The sequence below is a fragment of the Burkholderia sp. MSMB617WGS genome (assembly GCF_001532025.2).
GTDB lineage: Bacteria > Pseudomonadota > Gammaproteobacteria > Burkholderiales > Burkholderiaceae > Burkholderia > Burkholderia savannae.
The window spans coordinates 550,666-573,172 of the sequence record NZ_CP013457.1; the positions used below are offsets into that span (position 1 = coordinate 550,666).

Below are 22,507 nucleotides of genomic sequence, written 5' to 3' on the forward strand. Positions count from 1 at the left end.
TCACGCTCCGATGAACGCTTGATGGAACGTGTCGATGCACACGCGCAGCGACAGTTGCGATTGTTCGAGATAACTGACGAGCTTGCTGATCCCATGGTCGTTTTGCGCATGTGCGTCGATCCATTCCGGATCGTCGATGTCGATGTTGTGTTCGGCGTAAGTCTGCGGATCGACCACGCTGTGCAGGGTTTTCGCGGATGCGCCGTTGAAGCCGATGATGAGCCGTTCGCGCTCGGCGATCGTGCCGATGAAGATCGCGAGCTCGAAGTCGGCGCGCGACACGAACGGCGCGACGAGCTCGAGCCAGAACGCGGCGACGAGGCTCCGGTAGAACGGATCGGTCGGCAGCGGCAGCGTGAGCCCGCGCTCGATGTGCGACGTGCCGCTTTGCATCACCGGGCGCAGCAGCGAGCCGAGCGCGAGCATCGCGCCGCGCAGCTTCACCGGGTGGCCGCTCGCGAGCAGCATCTGCTCGAGGCCGTACAGGGTCTGGTGCTCGACGAAATCGTTGAACGTGCCGTCGTGCGCGCTGCCGGGGCCGCCCGTGTCGATCGGAACCTGCGTGTCGCCGAGCGCCTGCAGCGCACCGGGCGGCTCCTGCGGGCCGAGGAGCGACTGCATCTGCGCGGCGGCGCGCGACCAGAGCCGCGCGAACGCGAGCGGGCTGCGCGCGAGGAACGTGAGCGGCCGCTCGACTTCGAGCGCCGTTGCCGCGAGGAACGGGAAGCGCCGGTTCGACGCGTCGTGACTCGCGATCATGTGGCCCGCGATCGCGAGCCGGCTCTTCGAGCCGAGGAACGCGAAGTGCATCGGCTTCGCGCTTTCGTAGACGATCTTCCAGCGCGGGTCGTCGGCGAGGAGTTCCATCGCGCGCGCGATCCAGTGGTCGAGCGTCTGCAGAAGCTGCGGATTGTGCGCGCTCTTGACGAAGTCGCCGCGCGACGGGATCTTGCCGAAGTACGCGATCTGAGCCTGGACCGTTTGCGTCATTGCGCCCCCTGTGCGTTCGATGCGGAAGCCGCCGCGACGGCGGCCTGCGGCGGCGCGGCCACGACGCCCGGGCCCGGCTGCGCGGCCGCGTTGGGCGCGCCGCCCGCGCTCGCGTCGGCGACCGACGACGGCAGGCGCAGGCCGCGCAGGCTCTGCTGCTGCGGCTGGTCGCCGCCGCCGCCCGTCGGCTGCGACGTGCTGATGATGCGCATCGTCACCGACACGCTGACGTTGCCTTGCGTCCACGTCAGATCGAACGTGCCGTCCGGGCGGCGCTTGCGCTGCGCCGAGTTGATCAGCTTCTCGAGGCCGTAGCGGCCCGGCTCGTTGACGAGCTGCACCGTGCGGCCGTCGAACGTCGTCGCGGACAGCGTCGCGCCGGGCGAGCCCTGCGGGTTCGGCCACACGAAGTTCGTCCATTGCGGCGGCGTGTTGCGGTAGCGCAGCTGCTGGCCGTCGATCGCGATCGTGTACTCGGTCGTGCCGCTGCTCGGCTGCGGCAACACCTGGAACACGGTCTGCGGCTCGGACGACGCGGCGGCGCTTGTTGCCGCGCCGCCCGCGAGCGGTGCGACCCAGCGCGCGAAGCCGTTCGTGAAGTCCGGCGTGAGCGCGAGGCCCATGTCGCCCCAGGTGCGCGCGGACAGCGTGTCGCCGCGGCGCACCGCGAGCGGTCCGAGCGTCGTGCCGACGAACTTCGCGATCGAGCCGTCGGGGCCGAACACCTGCGCGATTTCGCTCGCGCCCGCCTCGACCTTGGCGCCGGCGGCGAACGGATACTTGCTCGCGAGCGAGCCCTGGAACGGCTGGTAGACCTGCGCGTTCCACACCTTGTTCACCTCGACGCTCGCCGGCTGGATCACGACCGCGAACGCCTGCATCAGCGGGCGCACGAGCAGCGGGCGCAGCGACTTGCGTTGCGAATCGGTCAGGCCCGTCAGCATCTGCTCGTCGACGAACTTCAGCGAATCGGCGAGCTCCGAGCCGTTGCCGTCGAGCGTCTGCTGCATCAGCTGGCGCGCGCCGGGGCCGGGGTCGCCCTGGTTCTTGATCACGTTGAAGCGCGTGCGGACCTTCGACAGCGTATCCATGTAGCCCTTGAGCATCGACGTGCCGTCGTGCGTGGCGACGATCCGGCCGAGCCCGACGAACTCCTGGCCGATCGGGCCCATCGGCGCGTCGGCGGGATTGCCGTTGATGTCGACGTTCGCCGCGATCTGCCCGCCCGGTTGACGCGTGAACCACTGCTTGACCCAGTTCACGATGCCCGTCTGCGCCTTCTTGATCGTCGCGTTCGCGAGCGACGGGTTGTCCCACGACGTCTGGTCGTACGCGGTCTCGAGCACCTTGCGGATCGGCGAATCCTGCGGGTCGCCGAGCTTGTTCATCGCGTCCACCGCCTGCGTGAAGTTGCCGAAGCCCTGCACCGCGATGCCCTGCATGAACTTCTGCCAGTGCTGCGCGTACTCGGTCTTGTACATCGCCACGAGCGTCTTCTGAATCTGCTCGGGGCTGCCCTCGAGCGTGAGGTCGTCGGCCGTCGCGGTGTTCAGCACCCAGTCCTTCGCTTGCAGTTCCTTCGTCGCGGCGTCGCGGATCGCGGGTTGCACGTACTGGAACCACGCCTCGCGCGTGAACGTGCCGGGAATCGCGTAGCTGCCCGCGACGAGGCCCGTGTTGCCTTCGCCGACGATGCGCGCGATCGTCATCGGCGCGAAGCGGGTCGACGCGCGCGCCTTGATCTCTTCATACACGCGCTGGCGGGCCGGCATGCCGCGCACGACGCGGCGCAGGTTCTCGCGGGTCTGGTCGACGAGCGCGAGGTTCGCCTCGATCATCGGCCAGTCGTTGTCGGACACGCGCGACAGGTAGAACGTGATCATCCGCTCCGCGCTCTTGATCATCTCGTCGCGCGGCATGTTGCCGCGATTCGTCTCGAGCCAGCCGCGCCAGAAGCGCGCGACCTGGTCGGTCAGGTGCGCCTGCTCGACGTGCCGCTTGTCGGACAGCATCAGGTAGGTCTTCAGCGCGTTGTATGCGTCCTCGACGTTGGTCGGCGACGCGTCGTTGTAGAGCCCGCCTTGCTGCCGATTCTGCGCGACGGCGGAGGAGGGCGCCGCGCCCGGCGCGGCGGCGTTCGCCGACACCGCCATCGGGCCCGCCGGTGCCGCCCCCGCTCCCGCCTGAACGGCGCCGGATTCCGGCGCGCGCGTCATCGGCGCGAGCTGGTCCGGATGCGTATTCACGTCCTTCAGGAACGATGCGAGGTTGTCCGACACCGGGTTCAGCAGGATTTGCCGCACGCCGTTGTAGTACTCGGTCAGCAGGTGTTGCTCGAGCCGGTCGCCCTGATACAGGCCGAGCGATACGGACAATGGCTTGTCGCGGCGGAACTGCTCGAGCTGCTCGATCCGGTCTTCGAGAATGTCCATCGCCTGAAGGCGCGATTGCAGATCGTTGCGGTTCTGCTGCAAGCGGGTCACGTTGTCGAGATCGGCCTGCACGTTCGACACGAGCTGCTGGTTGCCGATCGTCGACCACGTCCAGCCGCCGAGCGCGAGCGCGAGCGCCGCGACGAAGCCGAAGAACGTCGCGTAGCGCATGCGCGTCTTCGTCGGGCTCGCGAATTGGCGTACCGTCTGGCGGTCCGCGAAGATCACCTTCGAGAACAGATCGCGCAGGAAGAAGCCGTTCTTCGAGAACGCGCTGTGCGGCTTCGGCAGGCTTTGCGCATCGAGGCCGAAGCGATTCGCGATCCGCTGCGCGGCGGCGCTGTTCGTTTCGCCTTCCTGCAACGCGCTCGTGAAGTAGAAGCCGCGGAAGATCGGCTTGTACTGGAACGGATTGTCCTCGAACAGCGTCGCGAGGAACGAGCGCAGCGCGGGCTTGATCGTCGAGAATTCGAGCGGGAAGCTCAGTTGGCCGGGCGAAAGCTTGTTGCCGCGGCTGAGCGACAGTTGCGCGACGCTGATCTCCTTGAGCCCTTCGTACAGTTCTTCGAAACGCTCGTCGAACAGCGCGACCACGTCGCGCTTCTCGTCGGGCTCGTACGGCAGGGTCGCGCCCCACACGCGGTCGTATTCCTGGCGGTCGCTGCTGCTGAAGAATTCGGTGAAGCCCGTGATCAGATCGGCCTTCGTGAACATCACGTAGACGGGCGCGAACACTTCGAGCTTCTCGGTGAGCTCCTGCACGCGCTGGCGCAGGTTCTTCGCGAGGTTGATCGCGAACTCGGGACGGTTGCCGGTCAGCTCGGCGATGCTCGCCGTCACGATGATCCCGTTGATCGGCGCCTTCGGACGATGGCGCTTCAGCAGATCGAGGAAACCGAGCCATTCGCTGCGGTCTTCCTCGTGCACCGAATAGCGGCCCGCTGTGTCGAGCAGAATGCCTTCCGTCGTGAAGAACCAGTCGCAGTTGCGCGTGCCGCCGATCCCGTGGATCACCGCGCTGTTCTTGTCCGCGAACGGAAACTGCAGCCCCGAATTGATGACGGCGCTGCTCTTGCCGGCGGCCGGATTGCCGATCACGATGTACCACGGCAGCTCGTACAGCGCCGAGCCGCCCGACACCTGGCCGATCTTCGACGTCTTGATCGTCTTCACCGTGTCGGAGAGGCGCAGGCGCAGCACGTCGAGATCGGCCGGCTTCGAGGGCTCGGCCGCGGCGGCGGACACCTTGCCCGTTTCGGCCTGCTGCTCGAGGATGTCGCCGAGCTGGCGGTTCGCGCGGCGCACGCGCGAGCGGCGCCAGAGCTTCGTCGCGAGCCACAGCGCGAGCGCGGCGGCGAACGCGGCGGCCGCCCACACGAAGCCGATCTGTAGCGCATCGGCCGCGATGAACAGAACCGCCGCGAGCGCGGCGAAGCCGACGATCGTGAGCGTGCGAGGGTGAGTCAACACGTTGAGGAAGCGTTGCATAGGACGTTCAGGTTCCGGTGCGATTCAGATTCAATAAGGCGAATTAGGCGACGACGCGGTCCGCGTGCGCGCGCGGTGGGCGCATGCCGCGGCGACAAGCGTGACGGCTTCGAGTGACGTCACGTTGTCGCGAATGCATGTGGGGAGAGGAAAGGCCGCCGCAGCGAGGCCGGCGACGGCGCGTTCGTGCGCGGTGCGATCGTCGGCCGGCGCGCGCCGATCGAATGAATGCAGGATTGTGTTCCTGTCGCGATGTTCGGTTGCCCCATGCCGCCCTCATTATTTCCTGCTCGTCCTTTATCGAGCGGACGAGCGCCCGAGCTTGAAGCCGGGCTTATGGTATTCGACGTGTCCGAGGTCCATCATTTTCCATCGGCCACCCCAGGTCAAGCCAACCTCTTCGGCGACTTGTCCGTACAACTGATAGCCTCGCATGGCCCACGGATCTTTTTCCGAGATGACGAGCTTGCCGTCGCGCAGGAACGCGTTGTCGGCCGCCAGACCGTATTGGTGATAACTCTGGAACGCCGCCGCATTGGTGACGTTGCCGCCCATTTGCGCCAATCGGTTTTGCCGCTCGGGGCTGCGATAGCCTTCGAGCAGCGCCATTTCATAGCCGTATCGCTCGTGCATGATCTTGTAGGCGAGCAACAGGCGCGTTCTGAAATCGGTATCGAGCAAATTCCAATCGCGGCTTGCGTCCTTCAGCGCGGGCCGGACCTGCTCGACCTCGCGAGTGGCGAAGACTTCGGGCGGCAGCGGCAACGGCGGAACGAGCTGCTCGCCTTTTAAAAGCGCGGCAATTTTCTCGTCCGGCGCGCGTAAAGTGTCGTCGTATTGGAATAGTTGCCGACCGCGTAACGCGATAGCAATCAATGGAGGCGTCGCAAGAATACCTGTCGTGGTCGCAATCAGCAAGCGCCGCCGCACTAGTAAATTTTGCATGCCGCTTAAAGTCGAGCGCGACATTTTTGCCGATTGCTCGAGACGCGCGCGCGCACGGGCGGCGCGATCGGATGCGCGCCGGCTGATTCGGCCGTGGAATTGGGCGACCGAATCGAATACCGTTGCGCGCACTGCCGGTAATAACAGCAGCGCAGCGGCGAGGACGGCGACGGCGAAATATGCGACTAGAACGACGGCAATCAAAGAAAACCCCGGAATATGGAATCGATTGTAATTTGCAATGCTTGATCTTAGAATCAGGCCTGCTTCCGCGAAGGCCGGGACAATATTATTGCGGCGAATTAAACCAGGATTCAACGAGACACTGAATGAGCGCGCCGGACGATTCGAATTCGAAAGCCCCGCCTAGCCTGCTTTCCTCCGATGCCGGCAAAGAAAGCGGTGCGAACAACTCGCGTATTCTCGCGAATCTTGAAGGTCGCGTCTCCCCCCAGCCCGAAAACGCATCGCGTTCGCGCAAAGGCCCGATCGCGCTCGTCGCGCTCGCAGTCGTCGCCGTAGCCGGGTGGGGTGCATGGCGATTGCAGCAGTCTTCCACTGAACAAGGCGAAGTCGCGGCCGCCGCGTCGGCGCCCGTGGCGGCGGCCGCGCCAGCGAGCCATGCTGCGACCGCGAGCGTGACGCAGATCGCGCAGGCATCGGCGCCGCAGCCCGCGACGATCGTCAACGACGACAGCGTCGAGAACGACGTGAAGCCGGCCGCGTCGGCGGCGGGCGAGAGCCGTTTGTCGCGCGCGCTCGCGAACGGCGCATCCGACGTGTCGGCGACCGAGGCCGCCGCAGGAGCGGCCACGGCCGCTGCCGCGATTGCGGCGGCGAAGCCGGCGAAGAGCGCCGAGAAGAGCACGCTGAAGAGCAGCACTGCGAAGCAAGATGCGGCGCACGCGAAGGCGGAGGCCGCGGCGCGCAAGCGTCGCGAGAAAGCGCAGGCCGTCGAAGCCGCGCAGGCGAAGAAGCCGCGACGCGAGGCCGTCGCGAAGAAAAGCGGGAAGAACGGGAAGGACGATCCGGATGCCGATCTGCTCGCCGCGCTCGTCGCGCGAACGAAGCCGGCCGATTCGGCGAAGCCGGCCGCCGACGCGGCGAAATCGAGCGCGAATGCGGCGACGAAAAAGGTAGCGGCGGCGACGTCCGCATCGGCCGATGCGTCGCTCGCCGCGCGCGTGAAAGCGTGTGGCGAGCGCGGTTTCTTCGAGGATCAGCTCTGCCGCTGGCGCGTGTGCGAGAACCACTGGGGCAAGGACCCGGCGTGCCCGACCTCCGCGACGCAGAACCGTCAACCGTGATGCGCGCGTGACGTCCGGCGTGCTCGCGGCGACACGCATGTGAATGTGCCGCGCGTCAGCCCGGAGCCCTGCGGTGGTTTTTCAATCTTTCGTTTTTCAAGATCGATGCCGAATCGCGGCGCGCGTCGTCGCGCTAGGCGATTCGTTCGGCAATCGTTTCGCCATCCCGATCATGCATGCGGCGGCATCGCGGCCGCGTTCGTTCAATGCGCGGACCACAAGCCGATGCTGCCGAGGCTCGCCGCGAGCTTGAGCCGCGCGGTGCGCCATTTCGATAGCGCCTGCACGCGCTGCTTCTGCGCGTCGGCGAGCGCTGTCTGCGCATTGAGCAGCTCCGTGAACGTGCCGACGCCCGCCTTGTAGCGGCCTCGCGCGATGTCGAGCGAGTGCTGCGCGTCGCCGAGCAGGTCCTTCGAGTTATCGAGATTCGCGGTGTCGGTCTGCAGGCTCTGATAGCTCTTCCACACGTCGAGCGATACGTTCAGCTCAGTGTTCTGCACGTCGGCTTCCTGCGCGTCGGCCTGTGCCTGGGCTGCCTCGACGCGGTAGCCGGACGCGAAACCCTCGAAGAGCGGGATCGTCACCTGTACGCCGATCATGCTGCCGTGACTTCCGGTGGTCTGGATACCGAACTGCTGCTGATATGAAGGACTGTTGCGACTGAGGCTGCCGGTCAACGAGATGGTCGGGCGGCCCTGCGCGCGCGCCGCGTCGACGTTCGCGCGCGCCGCGTCGAGCTTCGCGCGCGCGGCGACCAGCTTCGGGTGCTGCCGCTTCGCTTCGTCGATCAACTGCGCGACGCCTTCCGCGAATTCGTTGCGATTGACGGCCGCCTCGGCGGGCGCGATTTGCAGCGGCGTGTTCGCGTCGAGCCCCATTGCAACGGCGAGCGTGCCTGTTGCGTTCTGCACGTCGCCTTCGGCGCTCACGCGATCGAGCACCGCGCGGCGGTAGCTCGTCTGCGCCTGCAACTGGTCGCTCAGCGTGCCCGCGCCGGCGTCGTGCTTCGCTTTGGATTCGGTGAGACTGTCCTGCGCCGCGCGTTCGATCGTGCGCGCCGCATCGACCGACGCCTGCGCGTCGCGCAGGGTGTAATACGCTTGCGCGGCGTTGAAGAGGATCGTCTGCAGCGTGTCGTCCTGCGTTGCATTGGCGGCGGCGAGCAGCTCGCGTGCTTGCCGCAGCGCCGCGCTGCGCTTGCCGAAATCGAACAGCACCCAGCTCAGGTTCAGCGCGCCGTAGCGGCTCGTTTGGGTTTGCCTTTGCGTATCGCTCGCGGTGATGGAGCCGAAATTCGCTTCATAAGTCGTCGATTGCCAGTTGCGCTGAACGCCGGCCGTTGCGTTCAGTGCCGGCAAATACGCGGCTTCCCTAACGCCGACCTGCGCGGCCTGCGCGCGCGCGTTCGCCCATGCCTGGCGTGCCTGCGGATTCGCGCAGATCGCCTGGAGCATCGCGTCTTCGAGTTCGATCGCACGGTTCGCCAGCTCGGGCTGGCACGTGGCGTTCTTCAGCATCGGCGCGGCGGGCGACGCCGACACGTTCTTTCGGGTTCCATAGATATCGAGCCACTGCGCGTGCGCCGCGTGCGACGCGAAGAGCGCGAATACGCCGGCCGTGACGAGGGTGCGTGCGGATTTCATCGCGATCATCGTCCCGTGACGGGTTGCGTTGCTGCCGGCGCGGGCGCCGCGGCCGGAGCCGATGCCGTCGCCGCAGCGGGTGCCGTGCCCGGAGCGGCCGCCGGCTTCGGCGCCGCGGCGAGCGCGGCCGTCGGCTTGTCGAGCGCGACCTTGCCCGCGTCGAGCATGATCACGCGCGACGCGGACGCGATCGTCTCCGGACGGTGCGCGACGATCACGCGCGTCATCTTCAGCGCGCTGACCGCGGCGTTCACCTGCCGTTCGCGCTGCAGATCGAGATGGCTCGTCGCCTCGTCGAGCACGAGAATCTTCGGGCGCTTGTAGAGCGCGCGCGCGAGCAGCACGCGCTGCTTCTGCCCGCCCGACAGCACCGTGCCCATGTCGCCGACGAGCGTGTTGTAGCCCATCGGCATCGCGACGATGTCCGCATGCACGGCGGCGAGCTGCGCGCATTCGGCGACCCACTTCGGATCGGCATCCGGATCGAAGAAGCTGATGTTGTCGGCGATCGAGCCGGCGAACAGCACGTCGTCCTGCAGCACGGTGCCGACGAGCGAGCGCAGCCGGTCGAGGCCGAGGCGCTCGACGTCGACGCCGCCGATCTTGATCTTGCCGCCCGTCGGCTCGAGGATGCCGAGCAGCACGTTGACGAGCGTCGTCTTGCCGCAGCCCGACGCGCCGATCAGCGCGACCGATTCCCCCGGCTCGATCTTCAGCGACACGCCGTCGAGCACGGTCGGCTCGCCTTCGGCGTAGCGGAACATGAGGCTGTCGGCTTCGATGCTGGCGCTGAGATTCTCCGCTTCGCCCGGCACGTGCCGCTCGCCCGCATCGGATTCGCTTTTCGCGAATACGATATCGGAGAGCCGCTCGCCCTGAAGCTGCAGCATCTTCACTTCGAAGAACTTGTCGATCAGGCTGCCGACGCGGCTGTCGAACTGCCCTTTGTATGCGTTGAACGCCATCAGCACGCCGACCGTGAATTCGCCGTCCATCACGAGGCGCGCGCCGAGCCAGATGATGACGAGCCCTTCGATGCCGAACAGCAGGCCGTTCAACTGCTGATACAGCAGTTGCAGTTTCTGCACGTGAAGGCCCGCGTTGATCTGCTCGACGAGCAGCGTGAGCCAGCTCGAACGGCGCTCGGTCTGGCGGTTGAACAGCTTGATCGTCTTCACGCCGCGCACCGTTTCGAGAAAGTGGCTCTGCTGCTTCGCGGTGTGAATGATCTGGTCCTCCGTCGCGCGGCGCAGCGGCCGATACCAGAGCCAGCGCAAGAGCGCATACAGCGCCATCGCGCCGAGCGCGACGAATGCGAGTGTGCGGCTGTAGACGAACATCATCGCGAGCGTGACGATCGTCATCAGCCCGTCGATCACCGCGGACAGGAACGACGTCGTCATCGTCTGCTGGATCGTGTCGATCGAGCCGAAGCGCGAGACGACGTCGCCGAGATGGCGGCGCTCGAAATACTGAACGGGCAGGCTCAGCAGGTGCGTGAACACGTTGGCGCGCCATTGCACGTTGAGCGTCGTGCCGAGATACATCAGCGCCCACGCGCGGATCGCGCTCGTCGCCTGCTGCATCAGCAGCAACAGGCCGAAGCCGAGCGCGAGCACGGTCAGCAGGTCGCGATCGGCGCTGACGATCACCTCGTCGATCACCCATTGCAGGAAAAACGGCGACACGAGCGTGAACACTTCGAGCGCGATCGCGAGCACGATGATCTGACCGAGCGAGCGCGACAGCCCGGACACGGGGCCGAGCAGTTGGCGCAGCTTCACGGCGGGCGACGCCTCGCGCGGCTTGAAGCTGCCCGTCGGCCACAGCTCGAGCGCGACGCCCGTGAACGAACGCGAGACTTCGTCGAGCGACAGCTTGCGCACGCCCTGCGCCGGATCGTGGATGATCACGTGCTTGCCGCTGACTTCCTTCAGCACCACGAAGTGGTTGAAATTCCAGTGCAGCACGCAGGGCACGCGCAGTTGGCCGAGCTGATCGAGTTCGAGCTTCAGCGCGCGCGTGCCGAGATCGAGGCGCTGCGCGATGTCGATCACGCGGCCGAGGCCCGCGCCTTTGAGCGACACGGGGAAGCGGCTGCGCATCGTCGCGAGGTCGACGTGATGGCCGTGAAAGCCGGCAACCATCGCGAGGCACGCGAGGCCGCATTCGGCGGCTTCGGTCTGCAGGAGCATCGGCAGTTTGCTGCCGACGCCGAACGAGAGACGATCGAGGAGTGACATAGGCTGGGATCGCGTCAGAGTTTGCCGGTCAGGCTGTAAAGAGGCTCGAGCACCCACTCGTACAGACGGCGGCGCTCTTGCAGGACGTCGGCTTGCAGCGCCATGCCGGCTTGCAGCGGCTGCGCTTTACCGTAGGCCGTCACGCTTTGCGACTTCAGCGCGACCGTGATCCGGTAGTACGTGCCGCTCGCCGTTTGCGCGGTGGGGCCGCCGCTCGTCGCGAGCTCGGCCGCCGACAGCGCCGTGCGCGCGATCGACACGACGCTCGCTTCGTACTGGCCGAACTTCTGATACGGGTACGCTTGATAGCGAACGAGCACGCGATCGCCGACATGAATGAAGCCGACCGCGGCGCTCGGCACGAACAGATACGCCTGCCAGTGCGCGTTCGTCGGCACGATGCTCGCGAGCGGGTGCGACGTGTCGGCCGTCTGGCCCGGCTCGGCGATCACCGCGGTCGCGGTGCCCGTTTCCGGTGCGGTGACGACGAACTCGCGCTTCGCTTCGCTTTCGATCAGCGTGCGATCGACGTCGATCACGCTGCGATCGATTTGCGACAACTGGTTCTGCTGCTTGAGCGACAGCCCCGACATATCGTTGAGCGCTTCCTTCAGCGTCTGCGCGGTGCTCGCGCGATCGCGCATCAGGCTGTTCAGCTTCGAACGCTGATCGAGCAGATCCGCCTGGCGCTGCTGCGCCTGATCCTTCGAGATATAGTCCTGCGCCAGCAGGCCGGCGTAGCGCGACGCCGCATCCGCCGCGATCGACGCGCGCGTGCGTTGCGCGGCAATCTGATCGTCGATGCCCGAGAGTTCCGCGCGCAGGCTCGCGATCTTCGATTGCAGCGTGTCGCGCTCGTCCTGCTGCAGCCTCCTGGTCTTGTCGAGCTCCTGCTGCAGCGATGTCTTGCGTTGCTGCGCCTGTTCGATGAGCGCCGCCTGAGTCTGCCCGGCGGCCGCGCTTTGCAGATCGGTGGACACCGTGTAGAGCACCTGTCCGCGCGTGACGTGCTGCCCCTCGACGACGTTCTTCTTCAACACGACGCCTGTCTGCTGCGCATAGACTTTGACGAGGCCCGTATCCGGCGTGAGCACGCCGTCAACCGTCGTGCGGCGCGTATAGGTGCCGAACGTGAAGAGAAGGATCACGCCGAGCGCCATGCTCGCGGCGGCGGTCGCGAGCACGGCGAACGTCACGGGGCGAATCAGCACGATCTCGCCGAGTGTCTGCGTGCGCTGCGCTTCCTGTGCGGCGGTACGAAAGAGTGGAGTATTGGGCGTCATGAAAGGACTGCCGAAAGTAGCGTGTAGGTCGGCTCGAAGTTGCGTCGCGGCGGCGTCATGCCGCTCGAGCGCCGCGGCAAATGGGCGTGCGTTTCGCGTCGAGTGGGCGGTTGCCGCGCGTGGTGGCTTCGAGTCGTGCTCGAGTCGGGTCGTGCATGTCTAGCTCGTCATGGATGTCGTCACGATCTCGCGGCGAACGAAGCCGCAAAGCGATGCGGTGCTCGGCGTGACATCGGCGAATCGTCCGCAGCGGTCGCTCGCTGAAGCGCGCGGCCCTGGCCTCGGATGCGGGCGATTCGAAATTCGGTGGCGTCGCATCAGAAGTTATCGGAGCGGGGCCGAACAGGAAAGCGCGTTGGCCTACGTTTTGACCATCTTTGAAGTCTTTCCCCCAACGTGCGCGATGATTCGAGCGGATGGGCGATGGGAGGGGCGGGTGCGATTGCCGTTGGCTGCGGATCGCGTGTGCGTTGCGCGTGACGTATCGCGCCGGGCGCGATGTGAGGGCGTTCGGACTGCGTGCCCGGTGACGGGACCGGGCACGCACTAAGCATGACTAATCAAGTGGTCGACGACTGTGAATCGTTCGTCGTCGTCGCTTCGATAGTCGTCGCGTCGAGACGCGATCAGCTGCCCGTCAGCACGCCTTGGATGATGCCGACCGTGCTGGTCAGCGCGCCGGCGATGCCGTCGACCGTGTGCGTCAGGATCGCGCCTGCGCTGTCCGTCAGGTTCCCACCGAAGTTGTAGGCCGACTGACCGAGCAGCAGCACTTCGTTGCCGATGGCGCTGACCAGGTTGGTCAGCAGCGATGCGCCGCCGACCATGGCGATTTCTTGGTGATTGAGTTCTTGCATTGTGAATCTCCGAATGATGTGCAGGTGGCTGGAAAATCCATCGAGCGGCCGAGAGAAGGAGAGAAGTGTCCGTCGGCGCTCAATTGATCATCGGTGCGCCGCTATTACGCGGACGGGCCGGTGATGATGCTCGCGATGTTGGCGAGCGTGCCGCCGACGAGCGTTTCGCCGATCTGGACCACGCCCGTCGCGAAGCCAACGAGATCGTTCGTCAGGTTTGCGCCGAGGTCGTACAGCGCGCCGCCGTAAGCGCCGATCAGGCCCGTGAGGCCGCCGATCAGGCCGCCGCCCACCGTTGCGCCGCCGACGAGATCGATCTCTTGTTGGTTGAGTTCTTGCATTGCTTTTCTCCAAGTAATTGCCAGATGGCCCATCTGGCGGGGCAGATCTGCGACGCCGTTCGTGAAGCGCTGCAAATCAATCCGGTCTTCGACCATCGCTCGTCGCGGCGAGCGGATCGATGCATCGTGCACCGATCCGCTCGCGACGCCCGATGGTCGACTCATCTTCGTATCCGGCGCATCGTCGACGCAGGTCGCGATGCGCCTAACGCCTGACCCACGCTGTCTTCCCATGCCTTCGTCATCAGTCGGCCCCCGAACATGCTCTTGGATGAATAGCAACGTTCGTTCGTCGTCGAGCATTGCAGGTCGATCGTCGACGAACGGCGCCGAGCCGGAGGCAACGCGTATCGACCGGTTGCGACGCGGCCGTCGTGCGGGATCGAACGAATGCGGTTGCGCAGGTTCAGCGGATTCGCTACGACACGGCGGCATGTTTCGATGCTCGCGTGGTCGTGGGGCAATTATCAAAGTTCGGTTTGATCTGTTAAGTTCGCTAGCGTACTCATCAACGCGGTGCGCTCGGCGGTTTAATCGTTGTTTAAAGCAGGTCAAAAAACACGATGAACGAGTTCTAACGATCGAACGATTCGAGATTACGCGCGGATGAAGTTGCGAGACCGGCATCGGAGCGTCGAGCGTGCGATCCGTGCGGAGCGGCGTCGCTCGGCATCGCCGCGTGTCAGGGCCGTGACGCGTGCGTAGAGGGGTTATTCGAGCGAGTGGCCGATAGGGTGGCGAGGAGATTCGATTCACCCGTCGCAAGAATAATTGTTAAATATTTTAAAATAAGATCGTATTCCGAAAATAGGCGAGCGCCGAGTCGATTCGTATTCGCGCGACGCGCGCATCGGTTTTGTTTCGGCATGCCGCTCGAGCGTCGATTTTGACGAAATGGCGAAGATAAAAAACGGGCCTCCGATCGGAGGCCCGCATGGCGCACATTGCGTCGTGCGCCGCCGCTTCGCGGTTGCCGTCGCCGCGTGCTGCGCGGCGACGGGCGATGCAGGCGGCGACGTTCGCGTTCGGCTTATTGCGTCCGTTGTTGCCGCGGCGTGAACTCGCCCTGGTAACGCAACTGCGGACGTTCCTTCGGCGTCTCGAAGATCGACGGCACTTGACGCAGCTTCATCGCGGCCGGCGAGTTGATCGACGAGATGCTCGTCTCGCGCGACGGCGGCGCGAGATTCGACGCGACGAGCAGCGCGGCCTCGCTCTTCAGGTTCAGGAGCAGCACCGGGTCCGTCGACGCGTTGATTTGCGTGAGGAGTGCGCTCCATGCGGCGTCGCTGTAGTCCGTCACGTAGTAGTCGAACCCGCTCGGATTCGCGACGACGGCCGAGCAGCCGTCGAGGCGGATCTGCGTTTGCGTATCCTTCAGCGCGAGCGTCTTGCGATTGACGAGGCCGTTGCCGTAACCGAGCGTCACGGGAATCGTCCATTGCGCGCCCGGATACTTGTTCTTGTTCGGGAACGGCGACTGCTTGAGCGTCACGACGTTCTGGTTCTTCGTCAGATCGCACTGCGTATCGAGCGTCAGGAGCGGCACGCCGGTCTGACGCACGAAGCTGTCGCCGATCGGCCCGACCTGCTGCCCGCTCGCCGCGGAGAGCGTGTCCCACAGACGCTTCGGCGTGCCGTTGCCGAACGCGTAGTCGTTCAGGTATTGCTGAAGGCCCTTGCGCAGCGTCTCTTCGCCGAGATAGCCCTCGAGCATCTTTAGCACCATGCCGCCCTTGTTATAGACGAACGAACTCGCGCTCACGACGAAATCGTTCGACGCCCAGCCGTTGAAATTCGGCTGAATCGGGAACGCGTCCTGGCTGATGTCCTTGTTGATCACGCGATACTTGGAGCGGATGTGGTCGAGCCAGTTGAACTCGTCCGGGAAGAACTGGATCGTCGTCTTCGTTTCGAAGAAGCGCGCGAACGATTCGTTCAGCCAAACGTCGTCCCACCAGTCGGTCGTCACGAGATCGCCGAACCATTGGTGAGCGACTTCGTGCGTGAGCACCTGGTTGCCGTAGCGCGACATCGGCTTGCCCGGTTCGGGCAGGATGTCGTCGGCGAACTCGAGAATCGAGCCCCAGTTCTCCATGCCGCCGAAATTCAGGCCCTTCTGGTCCTTGAAGGCGTCGTTCGCCGCGACCGTGTCGAACTTCTTGAGCGGCAGCGGGATGCCGGTGTAACGATAGTAGTAATCGAGCGCCTGCTTCGTGCGTTGCATCGCGGGGCGCGCCCATTCGCGCATGCCGGGCGGCGTGAAGATGCGCAGATGCAGGCCGCGGCCGTCAGGCAGCGGGCTCGAGAAGTCGTCTTCGAGCACGTCGAACAGGCCGCCGCCGAAGAACACCAGATATGACGGCATCGGCGGCGTCTTCTCGAACGACACCAGCTTGTAGCCGCCGCCGACGTTCACCGCCGGCAATTCGGCCGCGTTCGACACGACGCGCCAGGCCTGCGGCACCTCGGCCGTCACTTCATAGGTCGGACGGAACGCGGGCTCGTCCCAGCCCGGGAACCATTGGCGCGACAGGTTCGTTTCGCCTTGCGTGAGGATCGCGCCGCTCGTCGTGCCGTCGGTGCTCTTCAGATCGACGCGGAAGATCCCTTCCGCCGCCGAGCAGCCCGGATACGGATCATTGCCGCAGCTGCCGCCCGTGTGGTTGACGGGGTCGTCGTACGACTTGAAGTTGATGATCCCTTGCCACTCCATATGCAGCGAATAGTTGCCCGGGGCGATCTGGCCGCTCGCGGGGCGCAGCTGATAGAAGTCGCCCTTGTCCTGCGGCGTCGCGATCAGTTGCACGTTGCCGGGCTGCAGCGTGATCCTGCCGTTCGCGAACTGGATCCGGTGGCCCGCGACGACGATCGCGTTGACGGGCTTGAGCACCTTGATCTCGACGTCCGCGCGGCCGTTGAACTGGTTCAGGTCCGCGTTCGGGCGGAACCATAGCTTGTAGTTGACGGGCACGACGGTGTCGGGCATTTCGACGGGCTTCGTGCTCTTGTCGACCGCGGCGGCGGGCGCCGTCGCGTTGCCGTTCGCGCTGTTGGCGCCGTTCGACGGGCTGTGCGCGGCGCCGAGCGACACGGCCGAGCCGGTGCCGCCGTCGTCGCCGCCGCAGGCGGCCAGCGCGAGCGCACCGAGCAGGGACAGATATCGCAATCTACGATTGTTTATCCACATACTGAACCTCGAATTGAAAAGATAATCATTCGGTCCTGCATGAATTCGACGGGCAATAGTTCGCCTTCGCCGTCAATCGACAGCGAAATGAATTACCCCGGTTATATTCGGAAAGATTGCTGCGTGCTTACGTGAAAGTAATCATGGTTGGGTGCCCCCTTCGGATTCTGGTTTGTGAAGAATGGCCGGTGCGGCGGGAAACGCTTGCCGGCGGCTTTCGTCGCCCGTACGACCCCGCTCGGCCGGGCGAGGCGGGCTTTTCCGCCTCCAGGCGGAACGTCAGCTTCGTCATGCGGCTTTAAGGAATGTCAGGCGATTCGAAAGATTGCTCAATATACTTGATGGATTAACGTAAAGGAATCAAAAAAAATTTGATGGGAAGTGGTTTTTCGATTCCTTCTTCTAATTCCGTTTTTGGAATGTTTAATCCTCAAATAAAGCTAATTGAGTATTCGTAGTGCGCGGCCGGAAGGCGCGGAAAGTCGATCGAAGGACTACGAAAGATGAGCGTTGCGCATCGGGGGCGGCGCGGGCGGTTCGGCGGTCGTCGAGCCGCCGCTGGTTACAATGGCCGCTCCCGTGTCTTGCCCCGAGGAGTTGCCGTCGATGCATGCCTTGCACCGTTCCCACTCGTTCGTTGGGCGATTGTTCGCCGCATTCGTCGTGCTGCTCGCGCTCGGCGGCTGCGCGGCGTTGACCGCGCGTGATCCGGTGCGCGTGAGCGTCGTCGGTATCGAGCCGCTCGTCGGGCAGGGGCTCGAAATGCGCTTCGACGTGAAGCTGCGGCTCCAGAATCCGAACGATGCGCCGATCGACTACGACGGCGTCGCGCTCGATCTCGAGCTGAACGGCAGGCCGTTCGCGAGCGGCGTGAGCGACGTGCGCGGGACGGTGCCGCGTTTCGGCGAACAGGTGCTGAGCGTGCCCGTCACGGTGTCCGCGTTTGCGGCCGCGCGGCAGGCGTTCGGGCTCGCTGACGTGACGGAATCGGGCAAGCTGCCCTACGTGCTGCGCGGCAAGCTCGCCGGTGGAATGTTCGGCAGCGTGCGTTTCACCGATTCGGGCACGCTCGCCTTGCCCGCATCGTCGGGCGGTTACGGGCGCGGCTATTGAAATTGGATGCGAAGTGCGAGAGTCGCGGGCGATTGAGCGCGGGCACGCATCGATTGCCGTGCGCGTGAGAGTTCGTCCGCCGTTCGAGGCCGCCGCAATGCAAGCGCGCGAGTAGTGCGCGCGCTGTTTCGGCAGCGTTGTCCCGATCGGCCGACGTGCGGCGCGCAGCGCGCCGCGAGACGCATCTTACGCAGCCAGTCGTATCGCGTGCCCGTATCACGTGACGCGACGTGCCGCGCGCATGCGTCTTCGAACGCGACGCGTCATGGGCCCGCTGATCGATTGCATCGACCGGCTCGTTGCGTGCGGTGCCGCACGGAAAGTGCGCGCGCGGCGCGCTACGTTAGCGTGACGAGGCGGCGATGCCGCTCGGCGCGCTTGTGTGCGTCGGGTTCGCGCGCGTCGCCGTTTTGCGCGCAGCGCCAGCCGTACGATCTATCCTGCCATGTCCGATTCCACCAGCCCGAGCCGCTTCGCGCATGTCGATGCGATGCGCGCCGTCGCCGTGCTGTTCGTCATGTGGACGCACTACGCGGAGCTCTTCGACAAGCTCGCAGGCTCGCAGCACGTGCTCGACGCGGTGCAGCGTTCGGTGAACTTCGGGCGCATCGGCGTCGTCATCTTCTTCTGCATCAGCGGGATGCTGATTCCGACGAGCCTGCGAGGCGCGCCTGCGGAGGGCACGCGCCGCTTCGTCGTGCGTCGCTTTTTCCGGCTCTATCCGGCGTTCTGGCTGTCGCTGCCGCTCGGCTATCTCGTGTACTGGCTATTGTTCGGGCTGCGAATGGAGGCGTCCGGCCTGCTCGCGAACGTGACGATGATTCCGACGGCGTTCGGCAGCGATCCGGTGATGGGGCATTACTGGACGCTCGAAACCGAGCTGTATTTCTACGTACTGTGCGTGCTGCTGTTCAGCATCGGCGCACTGCATCGCATGCGCGACCTTTGCGCGGTGTGCGCGGGGCTGTGCGTGCTCTTCGTCGTCACGTCGGCGCTGCGGATCGTTCCGGCAAGCGCGCTCGGCCAGTACAAGGGGATGCTCTTTCACCTCGCGATCATGTTCTGGGGCGCGTGCTTCCGGCAAGCGTACGAGACGCCGTCGAAGACGTTCGACCTGATGCGCGGCCGCTTGCCGGTCTCGTATCGCGCGGCGACGATCGCGCTCGGCCTGCTCATCGTCGCGATCTCGCTGCTGATGGCGGCGGCGAACTGGCGACACCGCGATTTCGTGCACATGTCCGCATCGTTCGGCTACGTGCTCGGCATCGCGATTTTCGTTGCGCTCGCAACGGTATTGAAGATTCGCCTGCGGTTCTTCGCGTGGCTCGGCGAGATCAGCTACTCCATCTATCTGCTGCACGGCATTCCGCTGTATCTGTTGCTGTGGGTGTGCGAACGATACGGAATCACGGACCAGCCGCTCGGCGTGTACATGGCCTTGCCGATTCTGCCGGCGATCGCGCTGTCGTGGGCGAGCTATCGATTCTGCGAGGCGCCGTTCGTGCGCTTCGCGCATGCGTTGACGCCGAAGCGCCGCGCCGAAGCCATGACGGCGAAGGTCTGAGCGGCGAAAGTCTGAGGAAAAGGGGCGCTGCGAGCGACGCGCGTTGCTCGCCTTCGTCGATCGCCGCGCCGATTGTCGACGCACAACGGCGTCGCGATCCGCCGCCGCGCGCCCGATGCATTTTGCCGGCCGGCGCAAAGCGCGGTACTGTGTCGTCCGCGGCGCGTCGCGCCGCCCATCGACTCAACGATTTCCGATTCCTCGTGACCGCTTTTCCCGAATTCCAATGGACCGACGCCGACGGCGTCGAGCACGCCGTTCGCTGGCGCTCCGAAGCCGGTTCGCCGCCGCCGCGCCGCGCGGTCGCGGCCGACGATCGCATGACGGCCGATGTCGCCTACCGCCTCGCGTGCGAAGGCACGGCGCTCATTTGGCAGGGCGACTTCCAGAACGCGCGCCAGTTGCTGCAGGCGCTCGCGCGCCGCATCGATCGCAAGCCGAAGAAGGCGAAGCCCGCGGCGACGCCCGTCGATGCGTTCAATCTCCACCGGATGGCGCAGGCGCAGCGCGCGCGCACGCTCGGGATGCTGCTGATCCTGCTCGAAGCCGACTATTCGATCGCGCTGCGACGTGCGCCGGATCTGCGGGCCGCATGCGAAGAAGCCTATGGCGCGGCGGGCGGCGAGCGCTCGATCGCGTCGCTGCGCGAGCTGCTCGGCATCGTCGGCGCGCACGAATGGCGCAAGAAGGGCGTGCCGCTCGCCGCGCTCGGCGGCGAGCGGATTCATCCGCACTACGGCGTGTTTTCGCCCGTGCGGGGCGAATACGTGGATCTCGTCGCGCGTGCGCCGCTGCCGTCGACGTCGCTCGCGTTCGACATCGGCGTCGGCACTGGCGTGCTCGCCGCGGTGCTCGCGTCGCGCGGCGTCGAGCGCGTGGTCGCGACCGATCAGGACGCGCGCGCGCGCGCCTGCGCGGCGGAGAACGTCGCGCGGCTCGGCTACGCGTCGCGCATCGAGATCGTCGAAGCCGATCTGTTTCCCGACGGGCGCGCGCCGCTCGTCGTCTGCAATCCGCCGTGGCTGCCCGCGCGGCCGAGCTCGCCGCTCGAATACGCGGTCTACGATCCGGACAGCCGGATGCTGAAAGGCTTTCTCGCGGGGCTCGCCGCGCATCTTTCGCCGGGCGGCGAAGGCTGGCTGATCCTGTCGGATTTCGCCGAGCATCTCGGCCTGCGCACGCGCGACGAACTGCTCGGCTGGATCGACGCGGCGGGCCTGAGCGTCGTCGGCCGCGACGACATCAAGCCGGTGCATCCGAAGGCGTCGGACCCCGCCGATCCGCTGCATCGTGCGCGTGCGGCCGAGACGACGTCGCTCTGGCGTCTCGCCGCACGCGGCTGAGCCGGCCGGCGCGCGCGGCTCGGTACGAGGAGCGAGGCGGCCGGTTTTCGGTAAACTGTGACACTTCCACGCACGCTTTGATGCCGTCTGCCGCCGCCTGACTTCGGTCCTGAACGGCAGCCGGCCTGTCTCCCGATGTCGACCAAGACTTACGAAATCCGCCCGAACCAGTCGATCGAACTGCTGAAGGAACTGCACATCCTGACGCGCGACGGCAAGATGAATCAGGACAGCCGCCGCAAGCTGAAGCAGGTTTATCACCTGTTCCAGTTCATCGAGCCGCTTCTCTCGGACGTGGCGCGGGAAAAGGGCGGCGTGACGCTCGCCGATCACGGCGCGGGCAAGTCGTATCTCGGCTTCATCCTGTACGACCTGTTCTTCAAGGAGCGTCCGCTCGCCGGCTCGCACGTCTACGGCATCGAAACGCGCGAGGCGCTCGTCGCGCGCTCGACCGAGCTCGCCGCGCGGCTCGGCTTCGGCGGGATGTCGTTCCTGAATCTGTCGGTTGCCGATTCGATCACGTCGCCGCAACTGCCGGAAACGGTCGACATCGTCACCGCGCTGCACGCATGCGACACCGCGACCGACGACGCGATCCGCTTCGCGCTCGCCAAGCGCGCGCGGCACATCGTGCTCGTGCCGTGCTGCCAGGCGGAAGTCGCGGGCGTGCTGCGCAAGAGCAAGGGGAAATCGCTCGCGAATGCGCTGACGGAAGTGTGGCGGCATCCGCTGCACACGCGCGAGTTCGGCAGCCAGATCACCAACGTGCTGCGCTGCCTGCAACTCGAGGCGCACGGCTATCAGGTGAGCGTGACCGAGCTCGTCGGCTGGGAGCATTCGATGAAGAACGAGCTCATCATCGCGCAATACAAGAACCTGCCGCAACGCAAGCCGAGCGAGCGGCTCGGCGAGATCCTCGACATGTTCGGGCTCGCGGAGCTGCGCGAGCGCTTCTTCGCGCCCGCCGCGCAGGCGGCCGCCGGCGCGAGCGCGAAGCCGGACGCCGCCGAATCCGAGCCGCGCGCGTGATCTTCGCCGCGTGACGCGGCGCTCGCGGCGTGCGGGGCGAGCGCACGGTGCGCCGGCGTTTCGCGCCGCATCGCGCTACTTCGCTTCTTTGTTCCCTTCGTTCTCTTCGTTCCCTTCGTCTGCGTCGCGCTGGGCCATCCAGTCGCGCCAGCCCGCATGGCCGAGGCGGCGCATCATCGCCTGATTGCGCTCGTAGATGTCGGCCGCGTCCGGGAACGCGTCGGCGGCGCGCTCGATGCTCGCCTCGCGCAGCAGGTGCAGGATCGGATACGGCGCGCGATTCGTGTAGTTCTCGATGTCGTCGGGCCCGGCGCCGTCGAACTGATAGCGCGGGTGGAAGCTCGCGATCTGCAGCGTGCCTTCGAGCCGCAGTTGCTGAAGCAGGCGATCGGCGAACCAGAGCGCGTCGTTGTAGTCGAGAAAGTCGTCGAACGTGTTCGGGAAGATCACGAGCGTCGTGTCGATTTCGTCCGGATCGGCGGCCTCGAGGCGCCGCAGCTCGCTTTCGAGATCGGTCAGCGCCGCTTCCAGCGACGCCGCGCGGCTGATCGCATAGCGAATCTGCCGCTTCACGTGCACGCCCTTCGCGAACGGGCACAGATTGAGCCCGATCACCGCGCGCGTGAGCCAGTGGCGCGTGGCGGCGAGGATGTCGGCGTCGGGCGGAGAGACTTCGATCATGGCGGAAACGGCGTGGCGGTCAAGCCGCGATTGTAGCGGGCGCGGGCGGGGCGCGATG

The 22,507-nt window shown here is 65.6% G+C and carries 15 protein-coding genes; 5 read left to right on the top strand and 10 right to left on the bottom strand.

The features are described 5' to 3' along the window. From tagF to WT60_RS02800, 3 genes are all read right to left on the bottom strand, one after another. A complete protein-coding gene (gene tagF / locus WT60_RS02790) occupies window positions 1–990 on the bottom strand; it encodes a type VI secretion system-associated protein TagF (RefSeq protein WP_060355139.1) in 990 nt (329 codons plus the stop codon). Further along, window positions 987–4,910: a type VI secretion system membrane subunit TssM gene (tssM, locus tag WT60_RS02795; RefSeq protein ID WP_060355138.1), complete on the bottom strand. Its 3,924-nt coding sequence runs from the start codon at window positions 4,908–4,910 to the stop codon at window positions 987–989. Before tssM ends, tagF begins: the two co-directional genes overlap by 4 nt. A 297-nt stretch (window positions 4,911–5,207) precedes the next feature. Further along, a complete protein-coding gene (locus tag WT60_RS02800) occupies window positions 5,208–6,059 on the bottom strand; it encodes a M15 family metallopeptidase (protein WP_059581615.1) in 852 nt (283 codons plus the stop codon). A 125-nt stretch (window positions 6,060–6,184) separates the two neighbouring features. Here WT60_RS02800 and WT60_RS02805 point away from each other — a divergent pair, with 125 nt between their 5' ends. Further along, window positions 6,185–7,162 (top strand): hypothetical protein, encoded by a 978-nt coding sequence (locus WT60_RS02805; RefSeq protein ID WP_060355137.1) that lies wholly within the window; start codon window positions 6,185–6,187, stop codon window positions 7,160–7,162. A gap of 203 nt (window positions 7,163–7,365) precedes the next feature. Here WT60_RS02805 and WT60_RS02810 read toward each other — a convergent pair whose 3' ends face one another. The 6 genes from WT60_RS02810 to WT60_RS02850 all read right to left on the bottom strand — a co-directional run bounded on the left by WT60_RS02810 (window position 7,366) and on the right by WT60_RS02850 (window position 16,719). Then, window positions 7,366–8,814, bottom strand: a complete 1,449-nt coding sequence (locus WT60_RS02810) for a TolC family protein (protein WP_060355136.1) — start codon at window positions 8,812–8,814, stop codon at window positions 7,366–7,368. Beyond that, the gene (locus tag WT60_RS02815; RefSeq protein WP_059642452.1) at window positions 8,811–11,048 is read right to left on the bottom strand and encodes a peptidase domain-containing ABC transporter; all 2,238 of its coding nucleotides are present in this window, start codon (window positions 11,046–11,048) and stop codon (window positions 8,811–8,813) included. The genes WT60_RS02810 and WT60_RS02815 overlap by 4 nt, the downstream gene beginning before the upstream one ends. Before the next feature lie 14 nt (window positions 11,049–11,062). Then, a complete protein-coding gene (locus WT60_RS02820; protein WP_038746416.1) occupies window positions 11,063–12,331 on the bottom strand; it encodes an HlyD family efflux transporter periplasmic adaptor subunit in 1,269 nt (422 codons plus the stop codon). Window positions 12,332–12,957: 626 nt separating this feature from the next. After that, window positions 12,958–13,188, bottom strand: coding sequence for a hypothetical protein (locus tag WT60_RS02835; RefSeq protein WP_059581603.1), 231 nt, complete (start codon window positions 13,186–13,188; stop codon window positions 12,958–12,960). A gap of 104 nt (window positions 13,189–13,292) precedes the next feature. Beyond that, entirely contained in the window at window positions 13,293–13,529 is a 237-nt protein-coding gene (locus WT60_RS02840) for a hypothetical protein (protein WP_038746422.1), read from the bottom strand. Window positions 13,530–14,559: 1,030 nt separating this feature from the next. After that, window positions 14,560–16,719 carry a M1 family metallopeptidase gene (locus WT60_RS02850; RefSeq protein ID WP_038746424.1) on the bottom strand — a complete coding sequence of 720 codons (2,160 nt, stop codon included), beginning with the start codon at window positions 16,717–16,719 and terminating at the stop codon, window positions 14,560–14,562. Between the two features lie 606 nt (window positions 16,720–17,325). Between WT60_RS02850 and WT60_RS02865 the strand changes: the two genes are divergently transcribed. The 4 genes from WT60_RS02865 (at window position 17,326) to WT60_RS02885 (ending at window position 21,768) form a co-directional block, all read left to right on the top strand. Next, entirely contained in the window at window positions 17,326–17,832 is a 507-nt protein-coding gene (locus WT60_RS02865) for an LEA type 2 family protein (protein ID WP_038746544.1), read from the top strand. A gap of 445 nt (window positions 17,833–18,277) precedes the next feature. Next, complete coding sequence (locus WT60_RS02870) at window positions 18,278–19,396, top strand: acyltransferase (RefSeq protein WP_038746426.1); 1,119 nt, start codon at window positions 18,278–18,280, stop codon at window positions 19,394–19,396. 203 nt (window positions 19,397–19,599) lie between these two features. Further along, a complete protein-coding gene (locus WT60_RS02880; RefSeq protein WP_060355144.1) occupies window positions 19,600–20,739 on the top strand; it encodes a class I SAM-dependent methyltransferase in 1,140 nt (379 codons plus the stop codon). 135 nt (window positions 20,740–20,874) lie between these two features. Then, window positions 20,875–21,768: an SAM-dependent methyltransferase gene (locus WT60_RS02885; protein ID WP_059581597.1), complete on the top strand. Its 894-nt coding sequence runs from the start codon at window positions 20,875–20,877 to the stop codon at window positions 21,766–21,768. Window positions 21,769–21,843: 75 nt separating this feature from the next. Here the strand turns inward: WT60_RS02885 and WT60_RS02890 are convergent, their stop codons facing one another. After that, window positions 21,844–22,449: a DUF1415 domain-containing protein gene (locus WT60_RS02890; protein ID WP_060355135.1), complete on the bottom strand. Its 606-nt coding sequence runs from the start codon at window positions 22,447–22,449 to the stop codon at window positions 21,844–21,846. Between the last annotated feature and the right edge of the window lie 58 nt (window positions 22,450–22,507).